The organism is Phenylobacterium sp. RIFCSPHIGHO2_01_FULL_69_31 (assembly GCF_001824475.1).
Classification (GTDB): domain Bacteria; phylum Pseudomonadota; class Alphaproteobacteria; order Caulobacterales; family Caulobacteraceae; genus Phenylobacterium.
On the sequence record NZ_MHXN01000034.1, the window covers coordinates 1 to 24,060 of the forward strand.

26 protein-coding genes are annotated in these 24,060 nt (G+C 71.6%); 18 read left to right on the forward strand and 8 right to left on the reverse strand.

The features are described 5' to 3' along the window. Window positions 1–34: 34 nt before the first annotated feature. From A2790_RS18375 to A2790_RS18390, 4 genes are all read right to left on the reverse strand, one after another. Window positions 35–520 carry an SRPBCC family protein gene (locus A2790_RS18375; RefSeq protein ID WP_293394648.1) on the reverse strand — a complete coding sequence of 162 codons (486 nt, stop codon included), beginning with the start codon at window positions 518–520 and terminating at the stop codon, window positions 35–37. After that, complete coding sequence (locus tag A2790_RS18380) at window positions 501–851, reverse strand: metalloregulator ArsR/SmtB family transcription factor (RefSeq protein WP_293394650.1); 351 nt, start codon at window positions 849–851, stop codon at window positions 501–503. Before A2790_RS18380 ends, A2790_RS18375 begins: the two co-directional genes overlap by 20 nt. A 285-nt stretch (window positions 852–1,136) precedes the next feature. After that, the gene (locus A2790_RS18385; RefSeq protein WP_293394653.1) at window positions 1,137–1,565 is read right to left on the reverse strand and encodes a GNAT family N-acetyltransferase; all 429 of its coding nucleotides are present in this window, start codon (window positions 1,563–1,565) and stop codon (window positions 1,137–1,139) included. A gap of 222 nt (window positions 1,566–1,787) precedes the next feature. After that, window positions 1,788–2,612 (reverse strand): DUF3800 domain-containing protein, encoded by an 825-nt coding sequence (locus A2790_RS18390; RefSeq protein WP_293394655.1) that lies wholly within the window; start codon window positions 2,610–2,612, stop codon window positions 1,788–1,790. Between A2790_RS18390 and A2790_RS18395 the strand changes: the two genes are divergently transcribed. The 5 genes from A2790_RS18395 (at window position 2,599) to A2790_RS18415 (ending at window position 6,331) form a co-directional block, all read left to right on the forward strand. Continuing rightward, the gene (locus A2790_RS18395) at window positions 2,599–2,739 is read left to right on the forward strand and encodes a hypothetical protein (RefSeq protein ID WP_293394658.1); all 141 of its coding nucleotides are present in this window, start codon (window positions 2,599–2,601) and stop codon (window positions 2,737–2,739) included. The genes A2790_RS18390 and A2790_RS18395 overlap by 14 nt on opposite strands. Then, window positions 2,736–2,918: a hypothetical protein gene (locus tag A2790_RS18400; protein WP_293394661.1), complete on the forward strand. Its 183-nt coding sequence runs from the start codon at window positions 2,736–2,738 to the stop codon at window positions 2,916–2,918. The genes A2790_RS18395 and A2790_RS18400 overlap by 4 nt, the downstream gene beginning before the upstream one ends. A gap of 358 nt (window positions 2,919–3,276) precedes the next feature. Further along, the gene (locus A2790_RS18405; protein ID WP_293394664.1) at window positions 3,277–4,488 is read left to right on the forward strand and encodes a parallel beta-helix domain-containing protein; all 1,212 of its coding nucleotides are present in this window, start codon (window positions 3,277–3,279) and stop codon (window positions 4,486–4,488) included. Beyond that, window positions 4,488–5,540, forward strand: coding sequence for an SO2930 family diheme c-type cytochrome (locus A2790_RS18410; protein WP_293394667.1), 1,053 nt, complete (start codon window positions 4,488–4,490; stop codon window positions 5,538–5,540). Before A2790_RS18405 ends, A2790_RS18410 begins: the two co-directional genes overlap by 1 nt. After that, the gene (locus A2790_RS18415) at window positions 5,513–6,331 is read left to right on the forward strand and encodes a CAP domain-containing protein (protein ID WP_293394671.1); all 819 of its coding nucleotides are present in this window, start codon (window positions 5,513–5,515) and stop codon (window positions 6,329–6,331) included. Before A2790_RS18410 ends, A2790_RS18415 begins: the two co-directional genes overlap by 28 nt. Before the next feature lie 11 nt (window positions 6,332–6,342). Here the strand turns inward: A2790_RS18415 and otsA are convergent, their stop codons facing one another. Next, window positions 6,343–7,755, reverse strand: coding sequence for an alpha,alpha-trehalose-phosphate synthase (UDP-forming) (otsA, locus tag A2790_RS18420; protein WP_293394674.1), 1,413 nt, complete (start codon window positions 7,753–7,755; stop codon window positions 6,343–6,345). A 580-nt stretch (window positions 7,756–8,335) separates the two neighbouring features. On the opposite strand from otsA, the gene A2790_RS18425 reads away from it, so the two are divergent. The 11 genes from A2790_RS18425 to tilS all read left to right on the forward strand — a co-directional run bounded on the left by A2790_RS18425 (window position 8,336) and on the right by tilS (window position 17,204). Continuing rightward, a complete protein-coding gene (locus A2790_RS18425; RefSeq protein ID WP_293394677.1) occupies window positions 8,336–8,842 on the forward strand; it encodes a MarR family transcriptional regulator in 507 nt (168 codons plus the stop codon). Window positions 8,843–8,916: 74 nt separating this feature from the next. Further along, the gene (gene ruvA / locus A2790_RS18430) at window positions 8,917–9,531 is read left to right on the forward strand and encodes a Holliday junction branch migration protein RuvA (protein ID WP_293394680.1); all 615 of its coding nucleotides are present in this window, start codon (window positions 8,917–8,919) and stop codon (window positions 9,529–9,531) included. Next, entirely contained in the window at window positions 9,528–10,556 is a 1,029-nt protein-coding gene (gene ruvB / locus A2790_RS18435) for a Holliday junction branch migration DNA helicase RuvB (RefSeq protein WP_293394683.1), read from the forward strand. Before ruvA ends, ruvB begins: the two co-directional genes overlap by 4 nt. 165 nt (window positions 10,557–10,721) lie before the next feature. Next, window positions 10,722–11,162: a YbgC/FadM family acyl-CoA thioesterase gene (locus A2790_RS18440; RefSeq protein ID WP_293394686.1), complete on the forward strand. Its 441-nt coding sequence runs from the start codon at window positions 10,722–10,724 to the stop codon at window positions 11,160–11,162. Window positions 11,163–11,212: 50 nt separating this feature from the next. Beyond that, a complete protein-coding gene (tolQ, locus tag A2790_RS18445; RefSeq protein ID WP_293394689.1) occupies window positions 11,213–11,914 on the forward strand; it encodes a protein TolQ in 702 nt (233 codons plus the stop codon). 3 nt (window positions 11,915–11,917) lie between these two features. Continuing rightward, a complete protein-coding gene (locus tag A2790_RS18450) occupies window positions 11,918–12,421 on the forward strand; it encodes a biopolymer transporter ExbD (protein WP_293394692.1) in 504 nt (167 codons plus the stop codon). Beyond that, window positions 12,418–13,218 carry an energy transducer TonB gene (locus A2790_RS18455; RefSeq protein ID WP_293394695.1) on the forward strand — a complete coding sequence of 267 codons (801 nt, stop codon included), beginning with the start codon at window positions 12,418–12,420 and terminating at the stop codon, window positions 13,216–13,218. Before A2790_RS18450 ends, A2790_RS18455 begins: the two co-directional genes overlap by 4 nt. Further along, window positions 13,215–14,537: a Tol-Pal system beta propeller repeat protein TolB gene (gene tolB, locus A2790_RS18460; RefSeq protein WP_293394698.1), complete on the forward strand. Its 1,323-nt coding sequence runs from the start codon at window positions 13,215–13,217 to the stop codon at window positions 14,535–14,537. Before A2790_RS18455 ends, tolB begins: the two co-directional genes overlap by 4 nt. Window positions 14,538–14,605: 68 nt before the next feature. After that, window positions 14,606–15,163 (forward strand): peptidoglycan-associated lipoprotein Pal, encoded by a 558-nt coding sequence (pal, locus tag A2790_RS18465; RefSeq protein ID WP_293394700.1) that lies wholly within the window; start codon window positions 14,606–14,608, stop codon window positions 15,161–15,163. A gap of 5 nt (window positions 15,164–15,168) precedes the next feature. Beyond that, on the forward strand, window positions 15,169–16,020 hold the full coding sequence (gene ybgF / locus A2790_RS18470; RefSeq protein WP_293394703.1) for a tol-pal system protein YbgF: 852 nt from the start codon (window positions 15,169–15,171) through the stop codon (window positions 16,018–16,020). After that, window positions 16,008–17,204, forward strand: coding sequence for a tRNA lysidine(34) synthetase TilS (gene tilS, locus A2790_RS18475; RefSeq protein ID WP_293394706.1), 1,197 nt, complete (start codon window positions 16,008–16,010; stop codon window positions 17,202–17,204). The genes ybgF and tilS overlap by 13 nt, the downstream gene beginning before the upstream one ends. Here tilS and A2790_RS18480 read toward each other — a convergent pair. From A2790_RS18480 to A2790_RS18490, 3 genes are all read right to left on the reverse strand, one after another. Then, window positions 17,186–18,046 (reverse strand): alpha/beta fold hydrolase, encoded by an 861-nt coding sequence (locus tag A2790_RS18480; RefSeq protein WP_293394709.1) that lies wholly within the window; start codon window positions 18,044–18,046, stop codon window positions 17,186–17,188. The two genes, tilS and A2790_RS18480, sit on opposite strands and share 19 nt — an antisense overlap. After that, on the reverse strand, window positions 18,043–18,936 hold the full coding sequence (locus tag A2790_RS18485) for a M23 family metallopeptidase (RefSeq protein WP_293394712.1): 894 nt from the start codon (window positions 18,934–18,936) through the stop codon (window positions 18,043–18,045). Before A2790_RS18485 ends, A2790_RS18480 begins: the two co-directional genes overlap by 4 nt. Window positions 18,937–19,200: 264 nt before the next feature. Further along, window positions 19,201–22,194: an autotransporter outer membrane beta-barrel domain-containing protein gene (locus A2790_RS18490; RefSeq protein WP_293394715.1), complete on the reverse strand. Its 2,994-nt coding sequence runs from the start codon at window positions 22,192–22,194 to the stop codon at window positions 19,201–19,203. A 134-nt stretch (window positions 22,195–22,328) separates the two neighbouring features. On the opposite strand from A2790_RS18490, the gene A2790_RS18495 reads away from it, so the two are divergent. Together A2790_RS18495 and A2790_RS18500 are read left to right on the forward strand one after the other, a co-directional pair. Beyond that, window positions 22,329–22,667 carry a helix-turn-helix transcriptional regulator gene (locus tag A2790_RS18495; RefSeq protein ID WP_068876117.1) on the forward strand — a complete coding sequence of 113 codons (339 nt, stop codon included), beginning with the start codon at window positions 22,329–22,331 and terminating at the stop codon, window positions 22,665–22,667. Window positions 22,668–22,681: 14 nt separating this feature from the next. Further along, a complete protein-coding gene (locus tag A2790_RS18500; protein ID WP_293394722.1) occupies window positions 22,682–24,055 on the forward strand; it encodes a calcium-binding protein in 1,374 nt (457 codons plus the stop codon). Window positions 24,056–24,060 lie beyond the last annotated feature (5 nt).

The window sequence follows — 24,060 nt, forward strand, 5'->3', positions numbered from 1 at the left end:
CCGCCGCTTCGCGGGGGAGGGGAAGGGTTGCCCCTTACTCCGCGCCGAGGTGGCGGGCGAGTTTGGCGAGGGTCTGGAGGCCGTATTCGACGGCGCCGAAGCCGATGACTTCCTCGCGGCGCTGCGGGGTGGGGTGCAGCTGGCGCAGGGTGAGCACGGTCTTGCCGTCACTCTGGGAATCGAAGGTGACGGTGACGAAGAAGCGGTCGGGGTCGTCGTCCTTGTCGGAGCCGTGCTCCATCTGGATCAGGCGCGGCGCCTCGATGTGCGTGAACACCATGCGGTTGTCGTAGCGCGTGCCGTCGGGGCCGGTGAAGACGAAGCGCCAGCGGCCGCCCGGGCGGATGTCGCACTCCAGGCTCTCGACCGTGAAGCCCTCGGGGCCGAACCACTGGACGATCTGCGCCGGGTCGGCCCAGGCCTGGAACACCCGCTCGCGCGGGGCGGCGATGAGGCGGGTCAGCACGATCTCGCGGTCGAGGGCCCAGGTGGCGCGCGGGTCAGGGGTCTTGGTCGTCATTCTTGGTCTCTAGCGTTGCGAGGAAGCGTTCCAGGCGGTCGAAGCGGGCCTCCCAAGCCTCCCGCGTATGGTCGAGCCAGCGGGTGGCCTCGGCCAGGCGCTCGGGGCGCAGGGAGCAGGGCCGCGTCTGGCCGTCGCGGCCGCGGGCGATCAGGCCGGCGCGCTCTAGCACCTTCAGATGCTGGGAGACCGCCGGCAGGCTCATGGCGAAGGGCTCGGCGATCTCCTGCACGGTCAGGTCGCCCTGGGCGGCCAGGCGGCTGACGATCGCCATCCGCGTCGGGTCGCCGAGGGCGGCGAAGGTCTGTCCGAGGTGTTGGGGCGGGTGCACGGGGAGACGGGGCGGAATGTTTAAGTGATCTCTTAAATATGTGCGCGCCGGGGTGGCGTCAAGCGGTGGCGCCTCCTCTCCCCCGCGAAGCGAGAGGGAGAGGGTAGGGAGAGGGCCGGCGCAGGCGTCGCCGCCGCCGCTCAGGGTTCAGCCAAGATCAGCGGGGCGGCGAGCCCCGCCAAGCCGCAGGGGGGCCATGGCTGGACCACCGTGGAAGCGGCGCATCCGGCGTCGCCCTCTCCCTACCCTCTCCCTCTCGCTTCGCGGGGGAGAGGAGGTGCGCGCTTACGTCCCGTCCAGTTCGTAGACGTACATGACGAAGGTCTCGGCCTCCGCGCCGCGGCGGTCGTAGAGGGCACGGGCGGCGGTGTTGTCGGGCTCGGTGCCGACCCAGGCCTCCTCGCAGCCCAGCTCGCGGCCCCAGGCGACGAGTTCGTCCAGCATCCGGGTGGCCAGGCGCTCGCGGCGGCGGTCCGGCGTGACGCCCAGGTTGTCGATGTAGAGCTCGGTGGGCAGGTCGGGGTGGCGGTGGACGATGCCGCGCGCCTGGCCGACCACCTCGCCGTCGGTGACCGCCAGCACCATCAGGTGGCCGGGCTGGGCCAGGTAGGTGGCCAGCTTCTGCGGCTCGATGGGCGCGTCGAAGACGTCGACGGCGACGCGGGCCAGGAGGTCGGCCTCGGCGGGGCCGGCGCGGACGATGTGGGTTTTCATGGGTTTGAGGATAACGCACCCGTCAACTAACGGCGGGGCCGAAGCGACGGCCTCAGCGGAAGCGGCGCATCCGCTCCTGATAGCGCGCGAACAGTCATAGGAAGCGAAAGCGCGATTCGATTCAATGACTTACAAGATGTTGAAAAGTATCGGGGAATCCTCTATATTTGATATCAATCCAGCTCCGGCTGGAGGGAAAACGCTTTGCGTTTAGCGGGGGCTTTAGGCCCCCGTTTTTCGTGGCAGCCACTTGAGGCCCCAACCGTCGATCTCGAGCGTCTTTGGGTGGCGCGCCAAGCGGTGCTGTAGCAGCACGCGAACCAGTTGCTGCCCGAACCCCTCGACCACCTGCGCGCCTTCGTACCTGCCGCGCATGTACTTGAGGACTGGATGAGCCAGGGAGTCCGCGAGCTGATGGCCAGCGACGTCCTCCTGCTTCATCGCCAGCTTCAATTCGCCGGAGGTAAGCCGCGCCTGAATGACGCTCGAGGACAGGTGGTCGCCACCGCCGATGTAGAACCGCTTGTAGGCGGCTTTCAGGCGCCGGTCCGGACCTTTACCCCGAGACTCGACCAGTACGTCGCCGACGAAACCATGGCGGTTCAGCCACTTCACGTAGCGCTCCAAAAGACACTCAAGGCAGTAGTGATAGGGGTCGTACTGCCAAACCTTGTACTTCTCGATGTGCGCGTGCTTGTCGATGGCGGAGGCCATCGCAATGTACTGCGTCTCGCGCACCAAGGCGGCCCAGCGGGTGTTGAACTCGAACGCGACCCGTTCATCGTTGAGGATGTCGAACGGTGGTCGCCGTTGCACCATGTCTCGGCGATGCAAGATCACTGGTGCGGTTGCCGAATGACCGAACAGATCTTCCTTGACACCCTGTAGTCGAGGGGTGAGCACTCCGTCGTGGGTGTCTCGCCGCATCAAGACGCCCATCAGGCACAGGTAGCGATCTACTCCTGCCTGCTTGAGCGTTTGAGTGCCCGTCTCGTCGATGTACAGACGATAGCGCCTGGAAGGATGGACCAGCATGTCGAACAGCAAAGCTGAACCGCAGCAGATCGACAAGTTCCCTGACCTGGCTCTCCACCTAGGCGGACGAAGCCCACCCGAAGAGACGGTGGGAAGGATCGCTCCGAAGGCGATGGCGCTGAAGGCTGACAACGAATGAGCACCTACACGCTCGCATTCATCATCACTGCCGCCACCATGTTTGCGGTAGGACTATCCCCACTCGCTGGCCTTCTTCCGACGTGGGCATGGCCGTGGGGGCTGCTTCCCTACTTCTGGGCGGTGTTCATTCTACTTGCTTGGTTCCGCAAGGCCCCTGATGGCGGAAAGCAGAAGTGATCACGCTGGCCCATCAGCTTACGTCGCGCGCGACTCTCGCTCCATCTGAGAGCGCACAACCTGCAGGTTGATATAGCGACAGCGTCGTATCCGCTATGCTGCTCGCCCTCGCTGTTGCCGTGACCGATCTGCCCGAAGAGGAGGGAGACGTGGCAGCGTAGCTTTTCTCGCCGGCTTGGCCCGCGGATCGATCATTCCCAGGGGCCACAGGCGGGAAGACCTGGAGCCGAACGGCCCGATCTTCCAGCCCTATGCCGACGAGCCGGAAGGCTAGCCCTTGCGTCCCGCCCCCCATCGGAGCCACCTTCGAAGTTGAACGGCGCGTCACGATGCCGGGAACGTCATCCGAGGGAACGACATGATCAGGTTCACCACCGCCCTGCTGGCGGCCACCGCGCTGGGCGCCGCCGCCCAGGCCAAGACGCTGTCGGTGGCGCCGGGGCCCGATGCGCAGGAGCGGATCCAGACCGCCCTGCTGGACGCCAAGCCCGGGGACGTGGTGCAGCTGGCGGCCGGGCGGTACGAGCTGGTGGACGGGCTGTCGCTGGACGTGGACGACGTGACGGTGAAGGGCGCCGGGCCGGACGCCACGGTGCTGTCGTTCAAGGGCCAGAAGGGCGCCGGCGAGGGGCTGCTGGTCACCTCGGACCGGGTGACCGTGCGCGACCTGGGGGTCGAGGACACCAAGGGCGACGGAGTGAAGTCCAAGGGCTCGGACCAGATCAGCTTCGTCAATGTGCGGGTGGAGTGGACCGGCGGGCCGAAGGAGACCAACGGCGCCTATGGGGTCTATCCGGTCAGCTCGACCAATGTGCTGATCGACAGGGTAGTGGTGCGTGGGGCCTCGGACGCCGGCATCTATGTGGGCCAGTCGAAGAACATCGTGGTCAAGCGCAGCCGGGCTGAGTTCAACGTGGCCGGGATCGAGATCGAGAACTCGATGAACGCCGACGTGTTCGACAACGTCGCCACGCGCAACACCGGGGGCATCCTGGTGTTCGACCTGCCGAACCTGCCGCAGATGGGGGGCCACTCCACCCGGCTGTTCCGCAACAAGGTGGTGCAGAACGACACGCCGAACTTCGCGCCCAAGGGCAACATCGTCGCCAACGTGCCCACCGGCACCGGCGTGATGATCATGGCCAACAAGAACGTCCACGTCTTCGACAACGAGATCGCGGAGAACCAGTCGGCGGCGGTGATGCTGGTGAGCTACACCGAGAAGTTCGACGACAAGACCTATAACCCCCTGCCCCGCGACATCGTGGTGCGCGACAACCGGATCGGCCGGAACGGGTGGGACCCCAAGTTCACCGGGGGCGAGATCCTGGCCAAGATGATGGGCGGCGCGCTGCCGCCGGTGATGTGGGACGGGGTGACCAGCTTTGCCGGCACGAGCGATCCGGTGCGGGTGCGGATCTCGGACGGGCCGGTGCTGAACCTGCAGCTGCCGGCGCCGGGGGCGCTGATGGCCGCCAAGCCGGTGAAGTCCGACACCGTGGGCGACGCCGAGATCGCCGAGCCGGCTGCCGTGGTCCTGCCGAGGCGCCAGGCCGACCTGGGGGCATGATGCGGCGCTGGCTGGCCAGCCTGGCGGCGCTCGCCTGCCTGGGCGCGGCCCCGGCGCCGGCGGCGGTGTCGCTGGAGACCCTGCTGGCCGAGGCGCCGGCGCCGAAGCTGTCGGACTATCGGCTGTTCAGGGACGCAGGCGGACGGCGGCCGAACGGCCTGACGCCCTATGGGCTGAACACGCCGCTTTTCAGCGACTATGCCGAGAAGTTCCGGTTCCTCTACCTGCCGCCGGGGGCCAAGGCGGCCTATCGGGCCGAGGGCGTGCTGGATTTCCCGGTGGGGACGGCGCTGGTGAAGACCTTCGCCTATCCGGCCGACCTGCGCCGGCCGGACGAGCAGGTGCGCTATCTGGAAACCCGCCTGCTGATCCACAAGCGCGAGGGGTGGGTGGCCCTGGCCTACGTCTGGAACGAAGAGCAGACCGAGGCGGTGCTGAAGCGGGCGGGCGCGCGGCTGGACGTGGGCTTCGTTGACAGCCGGGGCCAGGCGCGGCGGGTGGACTATGCGGTGCCGAACCAGAACCAGTGCAAGGAGTGCCACCAGCTGGACCGGACGTTGCAGCCGGTGGGACCCAAGGCGCGGAACCTGAACGGCACCTTTGCCTATGCGAGCGGGGCGGAGAACCAGCTCGCGCACTGGAGCCGGCGGGGCCTGCTCGCGGGCGCGCCGAAGCCGCAGGACGCGCCCAGGACCGCGCGGTGGGACGATCCGGCCGAGCCGACGGCGGCGCGGGCGCGGGCCTATCTCGACGCCAACTGCGCCCATTGCCACAACCCGCGGGCGGTGGCCTCGAACTCCGGCCTGTTCCTGAACCTGGAGGAGACGCGGGCCTCGGCCCTGGGCGTGGGCAAGGGGCCGGTGGCGGCCGGGCGCGGATCCGGGGGCCTGCGGGTAAGCGTCGAGCCGGGCCACCCGGACGCCTCGATCCTGGCCTATCGCATGGCCTCGACCGAGCCCGGGGTGATGATGCCGGAACTGGGCCGCTCGCTGACCCATGAGGAGGGGCTGGCCCTGATCCGCCAGTGGATCGCCGGCATGCCCGCCTCGTGAGGCTTGGCCGGCGCGCCGTGCTGGGGGCCGGGCTGGCGCTCGCCGCGGGGCCGGGGCTGGCCCAGGTGGCCACCGACGCCGCCCCGCCGGCCTCCGACAGCGCGGCGTGGGCGGCCTATGAGGCCCGGCTGCGGGCGCGGTTCGCCGACGCGGGCGGGCATCGGTTCGACGCGGCGGCGGCGCAGGCGGCGCTGAGCGCCACCAATGCGGCGCGGGCGGCCGCGGGCGCCGGGGCCGTGGCCTGGCACGAGGAGCTGGCCGCCGCGGCCCGGGCCCACGCCGGGGACCTGGCGGCGCGCGGCTATGTGGAGCACCTGTCGCCCGAGGGGTTCGATCCCAGCCACCGGTTCTGGCTGCTGGGCCGCACGACCATCGGCTCGCCGTCGGAGAACATCGCTTACCACCGCGGATCCGGGCCCCCGGCCGCCGCGGCGGGGCTGGTGATGCGCTGGCGAAAGAGCCCGGGACACTGGGGCAACCTGCTGCGCCCCAGCCACACCCACGCGGCCTATGGCGTGGTGCGCGCCCGGGACCGGGTGTGGATGGTGGGGCTGTTCGCGCGGCCGGTGGCCAGCCTGCCCGAACCCCTGCCCTTCCGCGCGCAGGGGCCCGACGTGGCCCGGGCCCTGCGCGCGGTACCCAGCGAGCACCGACCCCGCCTGGCGCCGCCCCAGGGCAGCCGGGCCGGGCGCGTGGAGGGCGCGGCGCCGGTGATGCAGATCACCGCCATCCGCCGCCGCGAGGCCGGCGGCTTCGACGTGGTGGGCGGCCCGATCTTCCTGACGGCCTAGGGCGCCAGCCTTCAGACGAGGCGCAGCTCCGGCTCCTGCGACACCGCGGGGACGGGCCGGGACAGGGTGGTCACGAAGTCGTCGCGCCAGGCGTTGACGTCGGCGCTCATGACGATGGACATCATCGCCTCCCAGCGGCGGCGGCGCTCGGCCAGCGGCATGGCGATGGCCTCGCGGATGGCGTCGCCCACCTCTTCCCGGCTGAAGGGATTGACGATCAGGGCGTCCTTAAGCTGGTCGGCGGCGCCGGCGAAGCGGGAGAGCACCAGCACGCCGGGGTCGGCCGCCTCCTGCGCGGCCACGAACTCCTTGGCCACCAGGTTCATCCCGTCGCGCAGGGGCGTCACCAGGGCGACGTCGGCGGCGCGGTAGACCCCGGCCAGCTCGTCGCGGCGGTAGGCGCGGCTGACGTAGCGCAGCGGCGTCCAGTCGAGGTCGGCGTAGGCGCCGTTGATCCGGCCGGAAATGGCGTCGAGGCGGGCGCGGAGGTCCTGGTAGGTCCCAACCTCCTCGCGGCTGGCGGTGGCGATCTGGAGGTAGAAGAGCTGGTCGTGGTGTTCCGGATGCTCGCCCAGGAACCGCTCGTAGGCCTGGAAGCGGTCCTCCAGTCCCTTGGAATAGTCCAGCCGGTCGATGCCCAGCAGCATCTTGCGCCCGGCCTTGCTCTTTTCCATGCGGGCGAACTGGGCCTCGCCGGGCGGCAGCCGGGCGGCCTCGACGAAGGCCTCGGCGTCGATGCCGATGGGGAAGACGCCGATCCGGACCGTCTTGCCGAACGCGCGCAGCGCGTCCGCTTCGGTCGCGGCGCCGCCGGCCTCGTGGACGACGTAGTCGCTGAACGCCTCGCGGTGGTCCTGGGCCTGGAAGCCGACGAGGTCGTAGTCGAAGAGGCTGCTGACCAGGTCGCGGCCGCCCGGCAGGGTCAGGAACAGGCGGCGGGACGGCCAGGGGATGTGGAGGAAGAAGCCGATCCGGTTGCGCACGCCCAGCTTGCGCAGCTGCTGCGCCAGGGGGATCAGGTGGTAGTCCTGCACCCAGATGACGTCGTCCGGTGAGAGCAGGGGCGCCAGGGCGCGGGCGAAGCGCTCGTTCACCCGCTGATAGCCCTCGTGGTAGCTGCGCTCGTATTCGGCCAGGTCGGTGCGGTAGTGGAACAGGGGCCACAGCGTGCGGTTGGCGTAGCCGTTGTAGTACTCGTCGACGTCCTGGCCCTCGAGATCGACCAGAGCCACGGTGACGTCGCCCACCCGCTGGACGGTGAGCTGGCCGGTGTAGGCGTCGACGGTGTTCCCGCTCCAGCCGAACCAGACGCCGCGGCCGTCGCGCAGGGCGGCCGACAGCGCCATGGCCAGGCCGCCCGCGGAGGCGACCCCGGCGTCCTGCGGCGGGCTCACCCGGTTGGAGACGACGATCAGGCGGCTCAAGAGGCGCGCCTCGCGGCCGTGTCGAAAGCGGATCGTCCGGGCGTGCCGTTCATCGTCTTCTCCTCGAATTGGGCTCTTGAAGCCGGCGGGCGCAGGGACCCGGCCCCTCGCCGCGCAGCGGCCATCTCGCGGACGCGGGGAGCGCGGTCCGGCGAATAGATCGTAGTGAGAGCTATATGGGGGTTCAAATCACGGCTGCGGGAGGCCCGGTCGGCATCGGCGGTTCACAGGGTTGTTATGATACATCGTCTTACGATCTTTTCGGGCCTGGGGTAGTCGTGCCTCGGGTCCGCAGCGATCCCCGCGCGGCGCCGGTTTCTTGCCCCCCCGGCTCCGGCGCCGCGCGGCATCGCCGCATCGGGCGTTGATACGCAGGACGCCGGCGCGTTGCAGAACGAGGGTCGCCTTGCAGCCGCGCCGGCCGGGGCGCCGCGGTCGATCTCCGCGGACGGCGCCGTCGGCTGGGGAGCCGGCGGCGCCGTGTCCGCCGCCTCTGGCTCGCCGGCGCGATTCCTTCGATCTTCGGGGCGTGCGAATCGGGCCCTGGGCGTCCAGGACCGCGCACCCGAGACCCTGTCCGATGGCGACGACGAAGTCCGAGGTCCCTGCCCGCCGACCCGGGCGGCGCAAGCTGACCGGGGCGGACTATCAAGCGCTGGGGGCGTTCCGCCAGGCCCTGCGGCGCTTCCTCGCCTTCAGCGAGGGCGAGGCCCGGGCCGTGGGGCTGACCCCGCAACAGCACCAGGCGCTGCTGGCGGTGCGCGCCCACCCGGGGCCGGGCGCCCTCAGCGTGGGCGGGCTGGCGGCCTCGCTGCTGATCAAGAACCACAGCGCACTGGGGCTGGTGGACCGGCTGGTGGAGCGGGGCCTCTTGAGCCGGGCGCCGGCGCCGGACGACCGTCGGCGCGTGGCCCTGTCGCTCACGCCGGAAGGGGCCCGCCTTCTGGAGATCATCTCCCGCAACAATCTCGGCCAGCTGAAGAGCACCATGCCGGTGTTCACCGACCTGCTGCACGCCCTGGAACAGCTGGAGCTGCCCCATCCCCGGGCGAGGCCGGGCGCGGACGACGCCGACGGGGGCGCCTAGGGCCCTTCCCCGTTGTTCCCCCGGAGTCCGGGCTGCGGTACTCCTGCGGAACACATGCCGAACCCGATTCGCACATGATCGGCCGACTGCGCGGCGCCGTGGCCGAGGTCGGCGAGGAAGAGGCGCTCATCGACGTGATGGGCGTGGGCTATGTCGTGCGCTGCGGGGCCCGGACCCTGTCGCGCCTGCCCGAGATCGGGAGCGAGGTCCTGCTGCACGTGGAAAGCCACTGGGGCGAGCAGACCGGCCTCACGCTCTACGGCTTCCTGGCGCGCGAGGACCGGCAGGCGTTCGTGCTGCTGCGCACCATCCAGGGCGTGGGGCCGAAGGCGGCCCTGGCGGTGCTGGACGTGCTGCCGCCCGCCGAACTGGCGGGGGCGGTGGCGCGGGACGACAAGGCGGCCGTGGCCCGGGCGAACGGCGTCGGGCCGAAGCTGGCGCTGCGCATCGTCACCGAACTGAAGGGCAAACCGATCACGGACGGCCCGGTCGCCGCCTTCCACGCCCAGGCCCTGCCGAGCCAGCCGGTGAAGCCCTCCGCGTCGGGCGAGGCGGTGGCCGCCCTCATGGGTCTTGGCGTCGCCGAACCCGCCGCCCGCCGGGTCGTCGAGGCCGCCGCCATCCGCCTGGGCGAGGACGCCGAGCCGCCCGCGCTGATCAAGGCCGCGCTGCAGGAGCTGGGCCGGTGACCCGGATCGTCTCGGGCGAGCCGCAGGCGTTCGAGCCGACGGACAAGGCGCTGCGGCCGCAGACGCTCGGCGAGTTCGTCGGCCAGGCGCAGGCCAAGGGCAACCTCAGCGTCTTCATCGACGCGGCCAAGAACCGGGCCGAGGCGCTGGACCACGTGCTGCTGTTCGGCCCCCCGGGGCTGGGCAAGACCACCCTCGCCCAGATCGTCGCCCGGGAGCTGGGGGTGAACTTCCGCGCCACGTCCGGGCCGGTACTGGCCAAGGCCGGAGACCTGGCCGCGATCCTGACCAACCTCGAGCCGCGCGACGTCCTGTTCATCGACGAGATCCACCGCCTGGCGGCCAACGTCGAGGAGATCCTCTATCCAGCGATGGAGGACCACGTCCTGGACCTGATGATCGGCGAGGGGCCGTCCGCGCGCTCGATCCGCATCGACCTGGCGCCCTTCACCCTGGTGGCGGCGACCACGCGGGCGGGTCTTTTGGCGACGCCCCTGCGCGACCGGTTCGGGATTCCGATCCGTCTGGAATTCTACACCCACGAAGAGCTGCAGAAGGTGCTGCTGGGCGCCGCGGCCAAGATGGGGACGCAGCTGTCGCCCGACGGAGCCATGGAGATCGCCGCCCGCGCCCGCGGCACCCCGCGGGTGGCCGGCCGCCTGCTGCGCCGGGTGCGCGACTTCGCCGCCGCCGACGGCGCGCCGGTCATCGACCGCAAGGCCGCCGCCTCGGCCCTGGCCCGCCTGGACGTGGACGAGATGGGCCTCGACGCCCTGGACCGCCGCTACCTGCGCGCCCTGATCGAGAACTACGCCGGCGGCCCGGCGGGGGTGGAGACCCTAGCCTATGCGATCGCCGAGGCGCGTGATGCGGTGGAGGACGTGATCGAGCCCTTCCTGCTGCAGCAAGGCTTCATCCAGCGCACGCCCCGCGGCCGCATGGCCTGCGCCAAAGCCTATGCCCACCTCGGCCTGACGGCGCCCAAGGGCATCGGCCAGCCGCAGACGCCGGACCTGTTCGAATGAGGCGACTCCGGAGGGGCCTCGGCACGCTCTCCTCACCCGTAGGGGGAGGGGGACCGCGGAACGCGGTGGAGGGGGCGCGATCCCGCGCTCGGCGCTCCCGGCGTTCCCCCTCCACCCCGCTGCGCAGGGTCCCCCTCCCCCTACGGGTGAGGAGAAGGGGGGCGCATGTCTGAGCCTTCGATGGGCTGGCTGGAGGGCCGCGAGCATCAGCTGCCCGTGCGGATCTATTACGAGGACACGGACTTCACGGGGGTGGTCTACCACGCCAACTACCTGCGCTATTTCGAGCGCGGGCGGAGCGATTTCTTCCGGCTGGTGGGGATCAGCCACACGGCGCTGCTGGAACTGCCGGAACCGACCGCCTTCACGATCATTCGGATCGAGCTGGACTATAAGCGCGCCGCCCGGGTGGACGATGCGCTGCTGGTCCGCACGACCTATGACAGCGTGAAGGGGCCCCGCCTGTTCGTCAGCCAGCGCATAACCCGGGGCGAAGAGCTGATCGCCGAGGCGCAGGTCCAGGCTGTGTGCATCGACCTGGCCGGCCGCGCGCGGCGACCGCCGCCGGGGATGGTGGATCTGCTGCGCCCCTACTTCGCGCCATAAGATCGCCACCGACCAACGCCAACCACGACCGGATACGACGAGGAGACACGATGGACCCGGCCGCCGCCGTCACGCCCGAGAGCTTCGACCTTGTTACGATCTTCCTGCGCGCCGACTGGGTCGTGAAACTGGTGATGATCGGCCTGGCGCTGGCGTCCCTGTGGTCGTGGACCATCATCCTGGACAAGCTGGTCCGGTTCGCCGCGCTGAACCGGGAGGCCGACCGGTTCGAGGACCAGGTGGCCTCGGGCCAGAGCCTGGAGGACGTGGCCGCCGCCGCGGGCGCCCAGCCCAGCCACGCCCTGCCCCGCATGCTGCAGGGGGCGTTGAAGGAATGGCGCGAGGCGCGGACGAAGGGTCCGCCCAGCGAGGGGCAGGTGGCCTTCCTGATCCAGCGCATCGACCGTCACCTGGACGCCGTCATCGCCCGGGAAAGCGCGCGGGTGGAGAACGGCCTCGGCGCCCTGGCCATCGTCGCCACCGCCTCGCCGTTCGTGGGACTGTTCGGCACCGTCTGGGGCATCATGCGGGCGTTCCAGGCCATCGCGATCCAGAAGAACACCTCTCTCGCCATCGTCGCGCCGTCGATCGCCGAGGCCCTGTTCGCCACCGCCATCGGCCTGGTGGCCGCGATCCCGGCCTACATCTTCTACAACAGCTTCTCGACGGCGGCGGGCAAGTACGCCGCGCGGCTGGAAGGGTTCGCCGACGACCTTTCCACCGCTATCCAGCGCCGCCTGGCGGGAGGCTGAGCCATGGCGCTGTCGGCCAACGACGCCTTCGCGGCGGGCGGCGCCAAGCGGCGCCGGCGCTACGGCCGCGGTCGCCGGGGCGCGCTCAGCGAGATCAACGTCACGCCGCTGGTCGACGTGATGCTGGTGCTGCTGATCGTCTTCATGATCTCGGCCCCGCTGCTGACCGCCGGCGTGCCGGTGGAGCTTCCCAAGACCGAGGCCGGGGCCATGCAGGACGTGCCCGACCCGATCACCATCTCGATCCGCTCGGACGGCCAGCTTTACATCGGCGAGAACGAGGTTCCGTTCGCCAACCTGTCGCCGCGGCTGAAGGAAATGGCGTCCGACGTCACCCGGCCGATCTATGTGCGCGCCGACGGCAAGGCCAGCTATGAGATCGTCGCCCGGGTGATGGCCTCGCTGTCCACCTCGGGCTTCAGCTCGATCAACCTGATCACCGAGACCGGCGGGCCGTCGTCGGGCGCCACCGACGGCAGTGGGAATGGGGAGGAGGCCGCCCCGTGACCGCGGCCCGCGCCAGGCGCATCGAGGTCTCTCCGGCGGCTCTGGGCTCCATCGCCCTGCACGTGGCCGTCGCGGCGGCCTTCATGATGTCGTGGGGCAGCCGCGACCTGAAGGTGGGCGCCGTGGTGCCCGTGACCATCGTCTCGAACGCGCCCGACCTGGACACGCGGCCCGCCGAACAGGGGCCGGAAACGCAAGAGGCGGCCACCGAGGCGCCCGTGCCGGACGCCCCGCCAGAGCCGGTTCCGCCGCCGCCGCAGCCCGCGCCCCCGCCGCCGCCCCAGAAGGCCGCGCCGACCCCGACGCCGAAGCCGGCCACGGCGCCCGCGAAGACGCCGGCCAAGCCCGTGGAGAAGAGCTTCGACCTGGACGCGCTGGCCGCCAGCCTGAAGGCGCCCGCCCGCAACGCCCCGCAGCGCCCCTCCGCCGCGCCCAAGGGCGCCAATCGCGCCGAGACTGCGCCCGTCGCACGCCAGACGGTGGGAACGGGCCTGGCCGCCGGCGCCGCCTTGCAGGGCCTGGCCGAGGAGCTGCAGCGGCGGTGGAATCCGAACTGCGACGTCGAGGGCGGCCGCGACGTGATCGTGAAGGTGAACTTCCAGATGGGCGTCGGCGGCCAGGTGGTCGGCGACGTGAAAAGCGATATCGTGGGCCCCCGCACACCCGTGTCCCAGGCCGCAGCCGAGCGGGCCGTCCGCGCCGTCTATGCGGCGGCCCCGTTCCGCGGCCTGCCCCGCGAATTCTATGGCGACCGCATCGCCGTCAACTTCAACGCACGCGAGGCCTGCGCACGATGACTAAAGCCAAAGCCCGCAGCCGCAACCCCGTCGCGGCCCTGCTGTTCACCTTGCTCTGCGCGATCACGGCCGCCGCGCTGGCGGCGCCGGCGCGCGCGGAGATCGAGGTCAACGTCAACCGCGGCGACGTCCAGCCCCTGCCCATCGCCGTACCGGCCTTCGGCGGCGGGCAGACCGGCGCGGACATCAGCCAGGTGATCTCGGCCAACCTGCAGCGGTCGGGCCTGTTCCGGCCGCTGGACCCGGCCAGCTTCATCGAGAAGGGGCTGACCGCCAATGTCCAGCCCCGCTTCGGCGACTGGAAGACCATCAACGCCCAGGCGCTGGTGAACGGGCAGGTGACGGTCGAGGGCGGCAAGCTGCGGGTCGACTTCCGCCTCTGGGACGTTTTCGCCGAGCAGCAACTCCTGGGCCTGCAGTTCACCGCCAGCCCGGAAAGCTGGCGCAAGGTGGCGCACAAGATCTCGGACGCGGTCTATGAGCGGCTGACCGGCGAAAAGGGCTATTTCGACACCCGCGTGGTCTTCGTCGCCGAGAGCGGCTCGCGGCTGAACCCGGTGAAGCGCCTGGCGATCATGGACCAGGACGGCGCCAACCCCAGCTATCTCACCTCGGGCGACTCCATCGTCATGACGCCGCGGTTCTCCTCGAACAGCCAGGAGATCACCTACATGTCGCTGCGGCCCGACAGCTCGACGATCTACATCCTGAACCTGGAGACCGCCCGGCGGGAGAGCCTGGGCACCTTCCCGGGCATGGTGTTCGCGCCGCGGTTCTCGCCCGACGGGGGCAAGGTGGTGTTCTCGGTCGAGCGCGCCGGCAACAGCGACCTCTATGTGATGAACCTGTCCAGCCGCACCTCCACGCGCCTGACCACGGACCCGTCGATCGACACGTCCGGCTCGTTCTCGCCGGACGGCTCGCGCATCGTCTTCAATTCGGACCGCGGGGGCTCACCGCAACTCTACGTGATGGGCGCCGACGGTTCGGCCCCGCGCCGGATCTCCGGGGGCGATGGCCGCTACACCACGCCCGTGTGGAGTCCGACCGGCGAATTCATCGCCTTCACCAAGCAGACGGGGGGCGAGTTCCACATCGGCGTCATGCGTCCGGACGGCTCGGACGAACGCCTCTTGACCTCCAGCTACCTGGACGAAGGCCCGACTTGGGCGCCGAACGGTCGGGTTCTGATGTTCTCGCGTGAAACCCCCGGCGGTGCGGCCAAGTTATGGAGTGTGGACGTCACCGGGCGAATCCTTCAGCCGATGCCTTACCCCGGAGCGGGTTCGGACCCGGCCTGGTCGCCTTTGCTTAACTAGACTTGCGCCGCAATCCCGCCAGATAGACCCTGCAAACGATTTTCATCTAGAGGAACGAGGAGACGTAAATGGTCCGCAGCTTCACCGGGAGCACCGTCCTGCGCCTGGCGCTCGTCGCCACGGCGGCAGCGTCTCTCGCGGCCTGCCAGAGCAAGCCGAAGCCCACCTATCCCACCACGCCCCCCTCGACGCCCAGCGAGCCCTCGACCGCGCCGCCGACCACCGGCCCGGTGACCGGCCAGGCCACAGCGCCGCTGCCGGGCTCGGCCCAGGACTTCGTCGTCAACGTCGGCGACCGGGTCTATTTCGACACCGACAGCCACGACATCCGCGAGGACGCCCGCCCGCTGCTGAGCGCTCAAAGCGAATGGCTGCGCCGCTATCCCAGCGTGGTGGTGCGCATCGAGGGCAACGCCGACGAACGCGGCACCCGCGAGTACAACCTGGCGCTCGGCGCCCGCCGCGCCAACTCGGTGCGCGACTTCCTCGTCGGCCAGGGCATCACCAGCAGCCGCATCTCGACCATCTCGTTCGGCAAGGAACAGCCGATCGATCCGGGCACGGGCGAGGAAGCCTGGCAGAAGAACCGGAACGCGCGGACGGCGATCGTCTCGGGCGCCCGCTAGGCCGCATGCGCCTGCGCCGCCTGCCTGCCGTGTGGCTCACGCTGGCCGTCCTCGCGACGGCCGGCCCCGCCCTGTCGCAGACCCCGCTGCCGGCCGAGGGCCAGCCCGACCCGCTGGACTCCCGCGACGCCCGGCGCGTGGAGCGGATGGAGAAGGTGGTGCGCGAACTGCGCTCCATCGTCTTCCAGCTGCGCGACAGCGGCCGGCCCGTGGTGGTCCAGCCGGCCGACACCGACGCGCGGCTCGCCGAGGTGGGCCAGAGGTTGGGTGACCTGGAGCAGACTCTGCGCGGGATGAACGGCTCGCTGGAGCGGACGACGCGGGACCTCGACGAGGCCCGGCGCGACAAGGCCGCGCTGACGAGCCAGGTGCAGGCGCTCACCGAGCGGCTGACGGCGCTCGAGGGTCGCCTGGCCTCGGCGGAGCCGCCGCCGGCCGAGGCGGCGGGTCCCGCCCCGGCGCCGGCGGGCGATCCGGCCAAGGACTTCACCCAGGCGCGGCAGCTGATGCTGGCGGGCGACTACGACGGCGCCGAGGCGGCCTTCGCGGGCTATGTGGAGACCTATCCCGACGGGCCGCGCGCGGCGGAGGCGAACTACTGGTGGGGCAAGACCCTGAGCGTCCGCGGCGCGCACGCCAACGCCGCCCAGGCCTATATCGCCGCCATCCGCGGCTGGCCCCAGACCTCTTGGGGCCCGGACGCGGTCGTGGAGCTGGCCCGCTCGCTGGTGGCGCTGAAGAAGCCGGCGGACGCCTGCCAGACCCTGGCCGAGTTCGCGCGGCGCTATCCCAAGGCGCCGGCCAACATCCAGAGCCGCGCCGCCGCCACCCGAACCCAGGCCAAGTGCGCGGCCTAGAGGCGGGCGCCCGCCAGGTTCTCGACACCTACCTGCTCCCCGACAGCCGCCGGCCGCTCGCCGTCGGCCTGTCGGGCGGCGGCGATTCCCTCGCCCTGACCCTGATCGCCGACGCCTGGGCGCGCGAGGCCGAGCGGGACCTTGCGATCCTCACCGTCGACCATGGCCTGCAGGCGGCGAGCGCCGCCTGGACGCAAGCCTGCGCCGACGTCGCCGCGCGGCTGAACCGCCCGTTCCGCGCCCTGCCCTGGACCGGCGAGAAGCCCACCGCAGGCCTGCCCGCCGCTGCGCGCCTGGCCCGGCACCGCCTGCTGGCGGACGCGGCCCGGGAAGCCGGGGCGCGAGTGATCGTGCTCGGGCACACGGCCGACGACTTGGCGGAGGCGGCCGTCATGCGGGCGGCCGGGGCGACGACGCCCGATCCGCGGGCCTGGGCGCCCTCGCCCGTGTGGCCTCAGGGGCGGGGGATCTTCCTGCTGCGACCCCTGCTGTGGGCGACGCGGGCGGACCTGCGCGCCTGGCTGAGCGCGCGGGGCGAGACCTGGATCGACGATCCGGCCAATGCCGACCTGCGCTATGCCCGCAGCCGGGCGCGGCTGGCCGAGCCGGGCGCTCCGGCCCCACCGACCGTCCAGGCGCCGCTGGCGCTGGCCCGGTTCGCGACCGAGCACGCCGGAATCATCACGCTGGAGCGGGCGCGCCTGCAGGCCGCATCGCCCGATGAAGCGCGGCGGTTCGTGGCCCTGGCGGCCGTCTGCGCCGGCGGCGGCGAGCGGCTGCCCGCGACCGCGCGGACCGCCCGGGTGGCCGAGGCGCTGCTGGGGCCGGGGCCGTTCACCGCCACCCTCGCCGGCGCGCGGATCGTGGCCGAGGAGGGCGCGGCGCGCCTCTTCCGAGAACCGGGCGAGGCGGCTCGGGCTGGCCTTGCGCCGCTGCGGCCGCCGGGGGTGTTCGACGGGCGTTTCGAGATCGCGACGGGCGCCGAGGTCAGGCGCCTCTCAGGCCTTATGGGACGTCTGTCGCCGGCGGACCGGGACCGTCTGCGCCAGGTCCCCGCTGCGGCGCGGGGCGCCCTGCCGGCGGTTGTCGAGGCGGACGGGTCGGTGCGGCTCGCGCCGCTGGAGAGCCTGGTGGGCGAACGCCTGCGCGCCGCCGCGGGGCTGGTTCAGCGCGAGCCGGCCTGAAGCACGTGGTCGACGCCGCGCACGATGGCGTCGGCGTAGCGCGGGCCCAGCAGGTTGGCGTGGCTGGACGGCGGGACGTGCTCGATGAAGCCCGCGCGCGAGTGGTTGGCGGGCTTTTCCTGGATCGCCTTCAGCGCCGCGCGGCCCCGGTGCGGGCCGGCCGTGACCACCGCCACCGGCAGGTCGGTCGGCAGCTCGATCGCGCCGGCCATCTCCGACGTCCGGGGCCACTGGACCACCTCGGCCGCCGCGCCGTGCGCGTGGGAGGCCGAGGCGTGGATGCGCCGCTTCTCCGCCCCCGCCTGCCCCGGCAGGCCGATCAGGTTGCCGCTGATGAAGGAGACCGGGACCATGAGGCCGAACCGGGCCCCGTGGCTGACCACCTGCAGCACCCGGCCGAAGCCGCGGATCGCGCTGGGCCCGCCCGGAAGGCTGAAGACGTCCGGGGTGACCGCGTCCACCAGCACCAGGCCGGTGAGCGGGCGGTCGCGCTCCAGGGCGAAGAGGCGGACCATCAGCCCGCCCATGGAGTGGCCGACCAGCAGGATCGGGCCGGTCTCGCGCAGGGCGCCGAGCAGGGCGTCGAGATCGTCGTTGATCGCCCGGCCGTCGCGCGGCTCGGGCCCCGCGTCGGAGTGGCCGAGACCGGCGCGGTCGTAGGCCAGGCTGCGCAAGCCGCGGGCCGCCAGCTTCTCCTGCACCACCGCCCAGTCGGACGCGCAGCCGAAGGCGCCGTGCTCGCAGACGATCAGGGGATGGGCGGGCGTCTCGGCGGGACCCGCGCGCACGACGCGCAGGGATCGGCCGCCGATGTCGATCTTCTCGCCGCGAAAAGCGCTCAAAGGCTGAGCTGCGCGCGGGGACGGCCGTCGGGGCCGATGGACAGCTCGCGCAGGCCGTCGATCTTCTCGCGCTTGGCGGCTTCGCGCGCCTGGCCCTCGAGGTTCTTCTCGGCGGCGGCCAGGTCCTGGGCGTCGGTGGTCCTGCGCCGGACGACCAGGGTCCCTGGATTGTTCTTCGCCTCCATCAGCGCCCGCTTGCTCTCGGGGATGAAGGACACATAGGCCATGCGGACCCGGCCGGAATAGCGCTTGGCCTTGTCGATCGGCAGGTCGCCGGCCTCGGCGAAGGCCTTGCCCAGGAACATGGCCGGGTTCAGCGGGCGCCCGTCGCCGTCGCGGATCTCGAAGTGCAGGTGGGGGCCGGTGGACGTGCCCGTCGAGCCGATGCGGCCGAGCGGCATGCCCGCCTTCACGGCCAGGCCCGGCTTCACCCCAGCCGCGATGCCGCCCAGGTGGGCGTAGAAGGTGGTCAGGCTTTCGGCGTGGCGCACGGCGACGTAGCGGCCGTAGCCGCCCTTGGTCCCGGCCTCGACGACGACGCCGTCGGCCACGGCGACCGCAGGCACCCCGGCGTCGGCCGAGATGTCGACGCCCTCATGCAGGCGGCCGTTCCCCTCCCAGGGCAGCTGGCGCAGGCCGAAGGGCGAGACGACCGCGTGGCCGGGCACGGGCTCCTCGAAGGCGATCAGGACCTCTTCCGCCGGCCGCGCGGCGACGGCGGCGGGACGGGCGCTGGTGAGGGCGATGTTGGCGGTCGCGGCCCTGGGCGTCGGCGCCGGCAGCGAGGCATGGGCCACGGCGAAGGCGCTGAGGCCCGAGGCCGCCACGATGGCCGCCTCGGCGGCCAGGCGCGAGCGACGTTTCAGGATCGGCTTCCGTTCCGGCGCCACGTGTCTCGAACTCCCCACCAACCGCATGCGGCCAAGGCCGCGCCCCGAAAAGGGGCGGACAGCAGACTGCCGCGGGTTCTAGGCAAAATCCGGGCCGCGGGCAAACAACTCCCCCGCGGCGCGACCGCCCCGATTCTCCCGGCCGGCGCTGGACGAGGCCGGCCGGGAGGGGCTCTAGGGTCACGAAGCGCGTGGGCCGGTACGCGGTTCCCGTCCCAGGGACACTGATAGGGATCGGTCCATCCGGCCTGGGCTTCGTCTCCGCTAGAACTGGAACCGCACCGTGGCGCGGATGTCGTACTCCTCGTAGTCACCGTCCATGGTGGCGCCGCCGTTGACGGCGTAGAGCACCCGGGCCGCGCCGCCGCGGACGCCCGCGCGCACCACGGCGCCGCCCTTGAACACGTCCTCGGGATCCAGGGTGAAGTCCTCGCCGCCCTCGAAGTGGGCGGTGGTCTTGGCCGGGCCGCCCGCGAGCTTGGCGCGGTAGCCGGCCTTGATCTCGGGCGCGAAGAAGGTCTCGTCGCCGAACTTCCAGCCGATGGCGAGCAGCGCCTCGCCGGTCAGCATGTCGCCGGTCCGCTTGTCGACGATCAGGTTGAACCCGGCGCCGCCGTTCTTCTCCTTGTAGCCGTCCTCGGCCAGCCGCAGGTAGCTCGCCGAGATCTCGGGCCGGGCATAGAAGCTGCCCACCTGCACCTCGTAGGAGGCGCCGGCGTAGGCGTCGATCATCCAGGCGTTCCACTTGGAGTCGGCCCGCAGGCTGAGGTTCACGCTTTCCAGCCGCCGGTCGCCGTCGAAGAAGGCGTAACCGACCCCGCCGCGAACGGCGGCCTGCAGCGGCCCGCCGTCGAGGCGCCAGTAGAGGCCGGCGCCGAAGAGGTTCATCGAGATTTCTTCGCCCGCCGCCGCGCCGCGGTCCTTCACGTCGGTGGTGACGAAGCTGACGTTGGCGCCGAGGGCCGCCGCCTCGCCCTGCAGGTCCATGCCGGCGGCGAAGCCGAAGCCCTGGCTCTTGAAGCCGGCGGCGTCGGCCTTGTCGCGGCGGATGTTGAAGGCGACTTCCTGGGCCCAGACGCCGGTCCCCGAGGACCGGTCGATGGCCATGGGGACGGCCACGGCGCCCGACACCGCCGCGGAGATGGCCGCCGCCGACATCAGCACCCCGCCCGAGTGGTCGGGCAGCATCTGGTCGTAGAGGCCTTCAAAGCCCGCCTGGGTGGTCTGAGACAGGAACGCCTGTTCGATGGCCTCGTCCTTGTCGAGCGAGGCGAACACCGCGCCGAAGGCCTGGGAGCCCGAGCGGTTGAGGCCCAGTTCGGTGGCCGTCTTCGGCCGCAGGTCGACGTAGAGTGCGCCGGCCGTGGTGTCGGCGCGCAGGTTGGCGTTGTAGAGGAAGGGCGCGCCGGCCAGGGTCGCGCCCGCCTGGCCCACCGTAAGGGTCTGGGCTTGCACGATCTGGAACGATTGCGCGCCGCGGGAGATCGCCGTCAGGGTCACGTTGACCTGCGCGCCCGTCTCGACGGTAGCGGCCCCGGTGACGTTCAGCCGGGTGTTGGTGAGCGTCGGGTCCACGTTGACCGCCAGCACGCCCTTGGCGCCCAGGTTCAGCGAGGTGAGCGTCACCGTCTCGGTGTTGGCCATCGAGAGCTTGCCGTTGCGCACGTCCAGGCTCAGCCGGCCGTCGCTGTCCACGATGCGGCCCGTCGCCGTGGCGCCGCCGTCCAGGACCAGGGCGTCGGCGCCGGCGCCAAAGTTCATGGTCCCCGAGAGCGTGCCCGCCAGCAGCTCCAGCCGGTCGGCGCCGGAGCCGAAGAGGACGTCCCCGCCGATGGCCGGGGTGTCGGCGGTATTGACCAGCGCCTGGCGCACCACGGCGCCGGTCGTGTTGGCCGACAGGTCGATGGCGATGGTCTTGCCGGTCTGGGTGACGCCGGTGGCGGGGGTCACAAGGGCCCGGATGGCGCCCGAGTTCTCGATCAGCTTGACGCTGCCGGACAGGTCGACGATGGCGCGGGCGTCGTGCAGGCCGCCGTTCTGCTCGGCGCCGATGGTGCCGGCGTTGCGCAGCACCGGGACCACGGCGTTGGCGTTCAGCAGCACGGCCGTGGACTGCGCCAGGTAGGCGCGGCCGACGATGGAGGCGCCCGAGGCGTTGTTGATCCCGCCCTGGACGGTGACCACGCCGCCGCCTGCCTGGCCGATCCGCACGCCGACCGCGGCGACGCCGTCGTTGACGCCGTTGCCGGTGACCGCGCCCCGGTTGATCAGGCCATAGGCCAGGTCGCCAGTCCCGACCGCGCCGATCGTGGTCGCCGCGGTCCCGCCGATGTCGAGCGCGGGCGCCGCGCCGTACGAGATGATCGACGCCGTGCCTTCGGACGCGTCGGGGATGCCGTCCTTGTCCTCGTCGGTGTCGGTGGTGCTGTTGTCGGTGGGGGGGCGGTCCAGCAGGATCCCCTTGCCCACGTTGCCGGTGATCCGGACCGCGCCGCCGCCCTGCTTCAGGTCGTCGGCGTCCAGCTTGGCGCGGGCGGTGTCGGCCAGGCGGTCCGTCGTGCGGTAGCCGGTGTTGGTGATGGCGCCCTGCAGCGCCACGGCGCCGTCCACGTCGCCCAGCAGCACGCCCACCGTGCCTTCGCCCTGGGACTGCACGGCGCCCAGGATCTTCACGTCACCCGACACGGAGTCGGCGCGGACGCCCACGCTGCGGTCGCCGGTGATCGCGACGCCGCCCGTGGCCGTCAGACTGCCCGTGAGCCGCCCCTCGATGGAGATGGCGCCGGAGTCGTTGCCCTCGACGGTGATGGTCCCGCTGTTGACGATGGAGCCGGCAGCCCCGGGCGAAAGTACGCGCAGGCCGAAGCGGCCGGACCCCTGCGCGAACAGGCCGTCGGCGTCCCCGTCGCTATCGGCGTCGGCCGCCGTATAGTCCTCGGCGAGGCTGATCGTGCCGCCGTTGGTGATGGAGGTCGCCACGCCGCCGTTGACCTGGATGCCGGTGGCGCCGTTCACGCCGGTGAAGGTGATCGCGCCGTTGTTGATGACGGCGTTGGAGCTGTCGACCGTCACCGCCGGGCCGGCCACGGTGGGCGCGATGGAGCCCGCGGCCTCGATGGTCAGGTGATCCGGCTGGCCGCTGGCGATGGTCGAGGTCTTGACCGGCGCGGTCGTAGCCGTGGAGATTTTCGTCTCGGCGTGGGCGGAGGCGGCGTAGAGGAGCGGCAGCACGGCCGCGGACACGAGGAGACGCTTCATTGCTTTCCCGAAACGATGCGACATGGTAGCCACGGACAAGCGGCTATACGTCGTGTAGTTATTTGTTGCGTAAATACTGTATTATGCGGCTTGTCACCGCCCTGCAAGAGCGCAGTGCAAGCCCGGAGCCCATGATGCCGAGACCCGCGACCGATCCCGCCAAGGCCGCCCAGATCAAGATCCTGCGCCAGCAGGCCGGCCGCTGGCTGAAGACGGCCCGCGAAGAGGCGCGCCTGACGCAGGCCGAACTGGCCGAGAAGGTGGGCTTGCGCTACTACACCTTCGTCTCGCAGGTGGAGAGCGGGTTGGGCCGCCTGCCGATCGAGACCCAGGGCGCCTGGGCCGAGGCGCTGGGCCTGGAGCCCGGTGAATTCGCCAAGACGCTGCTGCGCTACTACGAACCTGAACTATATAGGTTGCTGTTCGGCGCCGAGAGCGCGTCCCAGGCCCTCAAGGGCCAGGCGACGGGATAGCGCGCCTCCAGGAGATGTCTCGCGAAGAGATGGGCCAGGTCGTCCCCTTCATCGCCCGTGTCCGCGACAGCGGCGACTGGACCACGGCCGAGCGCGCTCGGCTGCAGGAGCTGGCCGACCGGCTGGCGGCCAGCGGCGTCGACGTGGAGGTCATCTACGGCGCGACGGACGAGGGCGACCCCTGGTGCGTGGTCACCGACGGCGCCGGCGACGTCCTGATCCACGTGGCGCGGATCGGCGGCAAGTTCGTGGTCCACTCGGCGGTGGACGACGCCATCAACGAGAACGCCGACCTGCACACCGCCCTGCGCGACCATCTGGCCGCGACCGAGGACGCCCTGGCGGACCAGTCGGCGACGATCCTGCCGTTCGGCCTGACCGCGCGTCAGGGCCAGACCTTCCTGGCGCTGGTGGTTGCCGCCGCCTTCTTCTACGAGACCACCGCCGTCGGCGGGACGGCCGAGGCGGCCGAGCTGCCCGACCTGCCGCCGGACGAGCCCAGCACGCCCCAACCGGACGCCGACGCGCCGGTGCAGGAGCGCGACCTCGCCGCCCAGGGCGCGACCCTGCAGCAGCAGGCGCCCGGCGCGGCCACGGCTGCGGCCGCGGCGCTTCTGCCCGCCCAAACCTTCGCGGCCGCGAGCTCCGGCAGCGCGGACGACGGGGCCAATGCCGCCGAGCCCGTCGGCCTGGCGGACGAGGCGCCCGCCGCCAAGGTCGAGGCCATCCTGCCCGCCGCGGCGGCGGCCGAGCCGCCGGCCACGATCGTCGGCACCGACGGCGACGACCAACTGACCGGCACGGCCGCGGACGAGCGCATCGTCGGCGGCGCCGGGAACGACACCCTGAACGGCGGGGGCGGCCGCGACCTGCTGATCGGCGGCGCGGGCGACGACCGCATCGAGCTCTCCGAGGGCGCCACGGCCGTGGGCGGCGAGGGCGCCGACACCTTCGTGATCCAGGCGCCGGTCCAGCTCGGGAACGCCGCCACCCTCTTGGGCGTGATCCTCGATTTCAGCAGCTTCGACGGCGACAAGCTGATCACCGCCGGCGGCCGCACCATCCAGCTTCCGGCCCGTCCGGCCCCGCCGGCCGAGGGGGGCGTGACCACCACGGCCGGCGACGGCGAGGGCGATCGCAGCGGTGGCGGCGGTGGCGGCTTCACCGGACAGGGCGGGGATCCGACCAGCCCGACGACGCCGGGCGACGGGACGTTCGGGCCTACCCTAGTCGGCCCGCCGCTGACCCGGGTCGAGATCGACTTCGACGGCGACGGCGTGATCGACGGCTATGTGCTGGTCGGCCGCAACGGCCACCTGCTGGGCGGCGACGACAGCCCGATCGTGGTGCCGACGGCCGGCGCCCTCGGCGACAACCTGTTCGGCTGATCCGG